At 61.5% G+C, this 8,241-nt stretch carries 8 protein-coding genes and 1 pseudogene; 3 read left to right on the top strand and 6 right to left on the bottom strand.

Features of this window, described 5'->3' with window-relative positions:
* Window positions 1-565 precede the first annotated feature (565 nt).
* Entirely contained in the window at window positions 566-1,621 is a 1,056-nt protein-coding gene (locus tag WAX14_RS21800; protein ID WP_422630125.1) for an LGFP repeat-containing protein, read from the top strand.
* A gap of 1,576 nt (window positions 1,622-3,197) precedes the next feature.
* Here the strand turns inward: WAX14_RS21800 and WAX14_RS21795 are convergent.
* The gene (locus tag WAX14_RS21795) at window positions 3,198-3,362 is read right to left on the bottom strand and encodes a helix-turn-helix domain-containing protein (RefSeq protein ID WP_422630130.1); all 165 of its coding nucleotides are present in this window, start codon (window positions 3,360-3,362) and stop codon (window positions 3,198-3,200) included.
* Between the two features lie 148 nt (window positions 3,363-3,510).
* Between WAX14_RS21795 and WAX14_RS21790 the strand changes: the two genes are divergently transcribed.
* On the top strand, window positions 3,511-4,077 hold the full coding sequence (locus WAX14_RS21790; protein WP_422630124.1) for a recombinase family protein: 567 nt from the start codon (window positions 3,511-3,513) through the stop codon (window positions 4,075-4,077).
* Between the two features lie 128 nt (window positions 4,078-4,205).
* On the opposite strand, the gene WAX14_RS21785 is transcribed toward WAX14_RS21790, so the two are convergent.
* Both WAX14_RS21785 and WAX14_RS21780 read right to left on the bottom strand, forming a co-directional pair.
* Window positions 4,206-4,424, bottom strand: a complete 219-nt coding sequence (locus WAX14_RS21785) for a thioesterase family protein (RefSeq protein ID WP_422630123.1) — start codon at window positions 4,422-4,424, stop codon at window positions 4,206-4,208.
* A pseudogene (locus WAX14_RS21780) lies at window positions 4,421-4,651 on the bottom strand (class I SAM-dependent methyltransferase); the annotation flags it as partial. The pseudogene WAX14_RS21780 and the gene WAX14_RS21785, both read right to left, overlap by 4 nt.
* 317 nt (window positions 4,652-4,968) lie before the next feature.
* Between WAX14_RS21780 and WAX14_RS21775 the strand changes: the two are divergent.
* Entirely contained in the window at window positions 4,969-5,910 is a 942-nt protein-coding gene (locus WAX14_RS21775) for a TY-Chap domain-containing protein (RefSeq protein ID WP_422630122.1), read from the top strand.
* Window positions 5,911-6,093: 183 nt separating this feature from the next.
* Here the strand turns inward: WAX14_RS21775 and hisG are convergent, their stop codons facing one another.
* The 3 genes from hisG to WAX14_RS21760 form a co-directional block, all read right to left on the bottom strand.
* On the bottom strand, window positions 6,094-6,957 hold the full coding sequence (gene hisG, locus WAX14_RS21770; protein ID WP_422630121.1) for an ATP phosphoribosyltransferase: 864 nt from the start codon (window positions 6,955-6,957) through the stop codon (window positions 6,094-6,096).
* A 77-nt stretch (window positions 6,958-7,034) separates the two neighbouring features.
* Entirely contained in the window at window positions 7,035-7,298 is a 264-nt protein-coding gene (locus WAX14_RS21765; RefSeq protein ID WP_422630120.1) for a phosphoribosyl-ATP diphosphatase, read from the bottom strand.
* Window positions 7,299-7,350: 52 nt separating this feature from the next.
* Window positions 7,351-8,241 carry a pseudouridine synthase gene (locus tag WAX14_RS21760; RefSeq protein ID WP_422630129.1) on the bottom strand — a complete coding sequence of 297 codons (891 nt, stop codon included), beginning with the start codon at window positions 8,239-8,241 and terminating at the stop codon, window positions 7,351-7,353.

Below are 8,241 nucleotides of genomic sequence, written 5' to 3'. Positions count from 1 at the left end.
TCCTGGCGGGCTTCGACCGCCATTCTCGTTGCTCGTTCCTTCAGCTCAACGCTGTACTTCCGTGGTGCTGCCATGCTCTCCATCCTTCACAGGTTCGAGAGCCTCCGACAGACCCGGGGCGATTCACTCTGTCATGCCCCGTACCAGATGGTGGCACCGGTGCCTGGTTGCCGGCACCACCGTAGCGGCGGTTGCCGTTGGAGGGCCAGCAGCACTAGCCCAGCCGACCGAGACAACGCCGGCCGTCTCTACCACGACGACACATTCGCCCACTCCGGACGCCACACAACTCGAGAAACCAGCAGACGCCAACACGATGGATCCGTGCGCGGTACCCAGCACCACCGGCTCTACCACCACGACCACGTCAACAGTGCTACCAACGTGTGAGCAAACCACTTCGGCGGCGCCCGTCACGACGGCACCGCCTGCCATCGTGATACCCGAGACGGTTTCGACACCGTCAACTACCACGGGCCCGTCCTCGACGAGCATCGAGTCGAGTCCACCTGCGACCGCAAGCCCAGAAGCGGCACCTGTTGCGCCGGGCAAGAAGGAACCTTGGGTGGAGTGGGCACCTACCGAGAATCCCAACTCCACGATCGTGCCAGGCAAGATGCGCTCGGACCGTCAAGAATTGCCTGAGGGCTTCACGAAGGAGGACGCCGACAGGGCCGAGATCGCCGAGGCGAAACTTCTAGCGGCATCACGCTCGCGCACAGCCCGCAGTGCTGGTGCCACCAACGTGCTCGCCGCAGCAGCTCCCACGGATTGCATGATCTATTTCCCTGCGTGGCAGTACCAAGTCTGCGGCCAGATCCGTGTCAAGTACGACTCTCTCGGCGGGCCGAACAGCTTTCTGCTGTTGCCCACCAGCGGCAACATCACCAACCCCGACGGACTCGGGCAACGAGTCACGTTTGTCAACGGACCGATCTATTGGCATCCCAACGCCGGAGCGCATCCAGTCGTCAATCATTTCATGATGAAGTGGGGTCAACACGGCTGGGAGGCCGGATGGCTGGGCTACCCGACCAGCGACGAGATTGTCCTCCAGAACGGTCGGCGCCAAGAGTTCCAATCGGGCGCCGCGATCTACTGGAGTCCAGTATCCCTTGGCATCGTCGGGGGCGCGATTCGTGACAGATACAACGCTCTCAACGCCGAAACAGGACCCTTGGGTTACCCGAGCAGCGACGAGACCTGGGTGACCAAGTACAACGGCCGCTATAACAATTTTCTTAACGGCACCATTACGTGGTCCGGACAGACGGGTGCCCGAGTGTTGTATACCGCGATCCGTGATCGGTGGGCAGCGCTAGGAAGAGAAGATGGAAGTCTCGGTTTTCCTCTGGCTGATGAACAAATCACTCCCGACGGAGTGGGACGTTACGCCCGATTTGAAAATGGCGTTCCGATTTACTGGACACCATTGACCGGCGCCTGGGATTTGTCGCAGCTCACCTTGCCGGTGTGGGCCGCAACAAACTACGAGTCCGGAGTTTTGGGATATCCAACAGGTCCTCCAACCAGCACCTCGGAGATGGTGGATTCCCAGAAGTTCCAAAATGGAGCGTTAGCAACTTACCAAGATGGCACAGCGAGCGTTTTTCACTACTAAGGATGAAACCAATTGAAGAATATAATCATGGTAGCGATATCAGTTCTTGGAATGATGGTCCTAGTCCCCGGCACTTCAGAGGCGGCACCAGAGGGTTCATATGTGATCGTCGATCGTGGGGAAGATTCTTGCGGCATGGCGTCGGTGATGAGGAGGGGGTACTTCATCGAGACGGAGCCGGAAGGTAGTGGATTCGGGCGGGATAAGATCGAGTACAAGCACTTCATTACAAACCGTCAAATGTGGAAATGGCTACTCAGGGCGCCAGGATGTGGCCAGCCTATGGCTGGGGCGGGGACGAAATATCGATACGACGGCTATGTTGATAACTTCAGTTGCGATCGCGTGAGCGCCACCTGTCGGACCATCGACTCGATGCCGATCCGTCTTGAGCTAGATCAACGTCAACTGGATCTTCCTCCGAACACTCCGAGCACGGATCTCGTATTCGGTGTCATCACGATGTACTGCAACAAATCCGACACAAGCGGAACGCCACTGGTCCAATGCCCGCCATGGGTCAGTCGTGCAATTCCGGCGGCATAATGTTAATGCTGGGCCCTGGATTCGTAGGGCCCAGCATTAACATTCATTTCGATTAGAGCTCCGATTTCATATTTCCGCAGTTGATCTTCACTGTAGTTCGACGAGTTTATTCCGGTAATAAACTCTGGCGAAATCTGTTGGACTTCGGTAATTTCTTCCGTCTCAGGAACGGGAATCTCCCGCGAATGCGTCTCACTGCTAATTTCGTATTTCCTCAAACTCATCCTGACGATCAATAGCTTCGTGATGATTCCGGTTGTTATCGGGGCGTCTATCGGGGTATCCAGGCCAGGGGTACCCTCCGCTATTACCCCAGTTAGGGTGATTCTTTCGGGTACGGGAAGGTCCGAAACGAAAAATATCTTTAGAGGACCGTCCTCCAGCACTGCGGGGGCGCTCGAATCAGCACGCCCCTTCGGGGCGGTCGAAGCGCCTGCGGAATCCCGAATCTGCCTCCAGTTGGTCCACGGTCGCGCGACTGTCCCAGAGAATACGGACTTACTCTCCGCACGAAAAAGTCTAGTCATTTCTTCGGAATATGACAGAATCAAAGATGTTGATTCGCCAATTTTTGGAAGGTTTCCGGAATCGGCAATTTGCCACCCTCGTCGAAATACTCTAACTTTACTTTCGTCTGTGTTCGAATGTTTGCCGACCTCTTCTGGCATTGCTGCATCCCGCCTTCGGGGTGTATTGCAAATCCTTGCCTGAACTTCCCAAATCATAGGCTTCAAGTCATGAGATGCCAGGAAATTTCCAAAAGTCGGCATCATCGGTCGGTACGGCGCTGCTGCTGCAGCTATAGTGACACGTACTCACGGGTCTTCCTGTTCGTAGGCGTCCGGTCACCACGCTTACCTGTCCTGCGCAACGCTCGGGTCGTGTTTCGTGGGGGGAGAGGCTCGGCTGGCTCGTCCAACTCGGCCACTGGTCTTGGCAGTCGAGGCGCAAACGATACAGGGCCCTCGTCGTGATTCCGGCGCAGAACTCAACGAACGCAGCGAGATACCGCGAGGTGATCGCAACGCCACTACTTCAGGTGCCGGTATAACGTTGTCCGCCCAACCCCGAGTATTTCCGCGATCTCGAGCTGACTCATGCCACTGTCCCGCATCTTCCTGGCCTGCCGGACCTTGTTCGGCGTCATCTTCGGGGGCCGGCCGCCTGTGCGACCGCGGGCACGGGCTGCGGCCAGGCCGACCTGGGTGCGTTCGCGGGTGAGGTTGCGTTCGTATTTGAAACATAGAGCGAGGTGGACGGCCGGAACCGGCCGACCTGCGGCGATGATGATGCAAAACTCATGTCACAAACCAATGATTCATAAATTGCGGTGTCGGTGAGTTATGGAACACTGTTGCCTCGTGAGCGAACTTTTGGGCTATGCGAGGGTCTCGACTACCGATCAGCATCTCGACGCGCAGAGCGACGCTCTGCGCGTCGCCGGGTGCTCGAGGATCTGGACGGAGACTGCGAGCGGGGCGACGACCGCCCGACCGGAATTGACCGACCTGTTCTCACATCTGCGCGACGGCGACACCCTGGTGGTGTGGCGACTCGACCGGCTCGGCCGGTCCCTGCCGCATCTGCTGCAGACCGTCGAAGACCTCGAGCGGCGCGGGGTCGGCTTCAAGTCGTTGACCGAAGCGATCGATACCACCACTTCCGTTGGGAGGCTGATCTTTTCGATCTTCGGGGCGATCGCCGAGTTCGAGCGCAACCTCATCCGGGAACGCACCCGGGTCGGCCTGGCGGCGGCTCGGGCTCGTGGCCGCACCGGGGGGCGGCCGCCGAAGATGACTCCCAACAAGATCCGGCAGGCGAAGAAGATGCGCGACAGCGGGATGGCGCAGGCCGAGATCGCGGAGATCCTCGGGGTCGGCCGCACCACGCTGTACCGACATTTGAAATGAGCAGTGACACAATCGGGCTGGTCCGTATCGAAGAATCAGATATCGGCAAACATGCACACCGTCGATTCGGCACTGCGCAAACGGCACTGCGCAAACGGCACTGCGTTGCCGACAGATGAGCCGATGTGTCATCGGGTGCTGGAACCGGGCGGCCGGAACGATCTGTCCGTCACTCGCTGCAGGAAAGTGGAGATGCCGACGATCGCCCGACGGTGTGTGCCGGAACCGATCAGGCCCTGCTCGTCGTAACAGGTCACGTCGAAATGCAGGGTTCGGCCCTGCACCTCGGTCACGGTGATCTCTGCGGTCACGGTGACTCCAACAGGTGTCGCCGCGAGGTGGCTCATGTCGACGTGGGTGCCGACCGTGGCCTGCCCTCGGCGTAGAAGGCGGGTCGGTCGAACCGGTGCGCCGCCTGCGTCGCGGCGATCAGGGAGGCGCTGTTATCGGGGACGGGCAGGGGCTCGGCGGTGGCCTGCATGTACTGGATACGCTCGCGCATCTGGGCATTCGCGATCTGCTCTGCGCTGCGCCCGGGATCGAGGCCGATCGTGAAGGCGAAGTGGGGGCCAGTTGCGCAGCGAGTTGCCCCGGTTCATCGGTTCGAGGCGGCCTCGAGCTGGAGATCGAACTCGGCCAGGACACGGCGCGTTCGTCATCATCGGGCAGCACCGACAGCGGCGACAGGTTCCGCATTTCTCGACTGGTGTCGTCGCCCGTCTCGACGATCGTGCGGATGTCGTCGATATCGCTTCTCGGACGATTCTGTCCCAGCGATTCAGAGGCCCGTCGAGAGCTGTTGCTGCGCGCCCGTGGTTCGGCCGCCGCGAGTCGATGTGTCGTAGGGGTCGGATACGTTCTCCCGCGACGTAGCTACACGGAAGGACGACTATGACGGCAGAAGTCTGGGAGAAGCTGCAGGCTGCAATCCCTATGCTGGTGCTCTTCGAATTCGACGGTGACGCTGGACATATCCAGAAATGGAAGTTCCTCAGGCTGCGCGACAGCGGTTCCGGCTCCGAGGTCGTGATCTATGAGAACGACAAGATGATCGAGATCAAGGTCAGCGCCCCGACGGATACGGTCGCCGCGCAGCAATTGCTGACCGTGCTGCAGAGCCAGACCGTATGGGTGCCGGACCACGACAAGCAACGCTTCGTCACCGGCTGGAACCCGATGCGCGCCGAAGACAGTTACATCCAGGAAGTGTCCGCCTCGGTCGTCGCGGTCATGCGCGACGGGCTGAGAATGGATCTGCGACGTACGCGCTACACCGCCGGCGACGAAACCGGCTACGACACCGGACCATGGGCGCTTCGTGACCTGTTGACCGCCGAACAACCCACCAAGCGTGGCGCGCCCGACCGATGCGCCGACTGGACGGATTTCGCCGAGCGACTGGAATGGGTGCTGAGGACGATGCCCGGCTACGACATCGTGACCCTCAAGGCCACTGCGGTGAAGGACCTCGGCTCGATCCAATTCCATCAGGACAACGACAGATTGATGGCGAGCATGATCATGTCGGATACCGGTTCCGGTGACCTGGACCTTCGGCTGCGGGCACTCGGCTGGCGGGTAACAGAAGGACCGGGAGCCCCCTACGTGCAATGGCTGTACGGCCCGTTCTTTTCAGCAGCCGGTTTCGCCGACCGACGCCTCGACCGAATTCCACAGCTCACAGTCGACACCTTCCGTACAGTGCACGGCGTCAACGGCCCACAAGACCTTGCCGTCAGCGGCTATGAGGAGACCGTTGTCCACGGCGACCAGGCCTATATCAGTAGAGAACTCGGCATACCCTGTCTTTCCTATACTCCAACTTCCCGGTGAGAGTCCTGACGCAGCCGCCACGGTGTAGGCACAGACGTAGCCGGAGTCGGCGGCGACCAGGTCATCGACCGGCATCAACCCAGGTCGCACGCTCATCTCGCCCTGCCACCGGTCTGTCCACCGTCGCCGATACCTTCATCGCACGCCACACTGAAGCGTGGCGAATCCTCGTGTACAGGAAGGTCAGTCGACGCCGCGCATCGCCCGGCACGACCGAATATCGGACGCCAGGATCGCGCGGGCCCCGATCTCGGCGAGCCGATCCATCACCGCATTGTGGCCCTTGCGCGGCACCATCGCCCGCACCGCCACCGACGACTCGTCCGCCAACGGCGACAACGTCGGAGACTCCAGGCCCGGAGTCACCTGCACCGCCGCATCCAGCAGCGTCTTCGGGCAGTCGTAGTCGAGCATCACATACTGCTGCGCGAACACCACACCCTCGATCCGCGCGACCATCTGATTACGGGCCGCATCGTTGCGGTCCGCGCCCTCCCGCTCGATCAGCACCCCCTCCGAATCACACAACGAATCCCCGAATGCGACGAGATCGTGCTGACGCAACGTGCGACCCGACCCGACCACATCGGCGATCGCATCGGCGACACCGAGCTGAATCGAAATCTCCACCGCACCGTCGAGCCGGATCACCGTCGCCTCGAGGCCCCGCGCCGCCAGATCCTTCCGCACCAGATTCGGGTACGACGTCGCGATCCGCAGCCCCGCCACATCCTCGACCGTCCACTCCCGGCCCTTCGGCGCGGCATACCGGAACGAAGACCGACCGAACCCCAGCGACAACCGCTCGGTCACCGGCGCACCGGAATCACCGGCCAGATCCCGGCCGGTGATCCCCAGATCCAACTCACCGGACCCGACATAGATGGCGATGTCCTTGGGACGCAAGAAGAAGAACTCGACCTCGTTGACCGGATCGAGAACCGTCAGATCCCGCGAATCGGTACGACGCCGATATCCGGCCTCACTGAGGATCTCGGCGGCGGATTCGGACAGGGAACCCTTGTTGGGGACGGCAACGCGAAGCATACGAACTGCGACCTCTCTGAGGAACTAACGACAACGACGGGCGGGACTCGAGCACACAGACCGGGATCGATCGACGATCACAGATGCTTGTAGACGTCCTCGAGCGTCAGACCGCGACCGACCATCAGCACCTGCACCCAGTACAGAAGCTGCGAGATCTCCTCGGACAACTCCTCGTCGCTCTGATACTCGGCGGCGATCCACACCTCACCGGCCTCCTCGAGCACCTTCTTGCCCTGCGCATGGACACCGGCTTCCAAGGCGGCAACGGTGCCGGAACCCTCGGGGCGGGTCACAGCACGCTCGGACAGCTCGGCGAACAGGGATTCGAAGGTCTTCACGAGAACCCATTGTTTCACGCCGCACCCGATCCGCTGCGCGCGGCGTCCCCCGTCAGAATTCGAGCACCCGCCGACTGTCGAAACGCCGCGGCCGCCCGGTGATCGGATCGTCGAACTCGACGGAACGTGCCAACAACCGCAACGGATCGGTGAAATCGTCGGGTTCGCGGCGCCGGAACCGCGGATAAAAATTGTCCCCGACGATCGGCGCCCCCAACGAACTCAAGTGCAGCCGCAACTGGTGGGTGCGCCCGGTACGCGGACACAACCGGTACCGGGCCACGTCCCCCCGCCGCTCCACCACATCGATGTGGGTTTCCGAATTCGGTTCCCCCGGCACCTCCACCGCAGTGAGCTCACCGTGCCGCTTACGGATGCGGCTGCGCACCACCCGCGGGAACGCCACCTCGGGTCGATCCGCGGCGATCGCCTCGTACACCTTCCGCACCCGCTGCCGCTCGAACAACTCCTGATACGGCCGCCGCAACACCGGATCGGTGGTGCACAACAACACCCCGGCAGTCATCCGATCCAGGCGATGCACCGGCACCAGATCCGGCAGACCCAAATCACGACGCAACCGCACCACCACCGATTCCCGAATGTGCGCGCCCCGCGGGATCGTCGCCAGAAAATGCGGCTTGTCGACCACGACCAGACCCGCCTCGTGATGCAGCACCGCCACCGGGAACGGAACCGGCACCTCCGGCGGTGGTTCCCGGTAGAAGTACACGAACCGCATCGGCTGATATCGGGTGTCGGTGTCGACGGCACGGCCATGCTCGTCGACCAACTCCCCCGCCGCGATACGCGTGGACCAGTCCTCACCCGGATGGTCGGCCTGCAGGAACTCGACGACGGTGCGCGCGGCTCCGCCGGCGGGCATCCGCACCCGATCCGGGCCGAGTCCGTCGGCGCGGATCGGCAGCGGCGCGGCACACAC

This window comes from Rhodococcus sp. (in: high G+C Gram-positive bacteria), assembly GCF_049299235.1.
Taxonomy (GTDB): domain Bacteria; phylum Actinomycetota; class Actinomycetes; order Mycobacteriales; family Mycobacteriaceae; genus Rhodococcus.
Note: the sequence above shows the minus strand (reverse complement) of the source record. Positions and strands in the feature narration are given on the sequence as shown.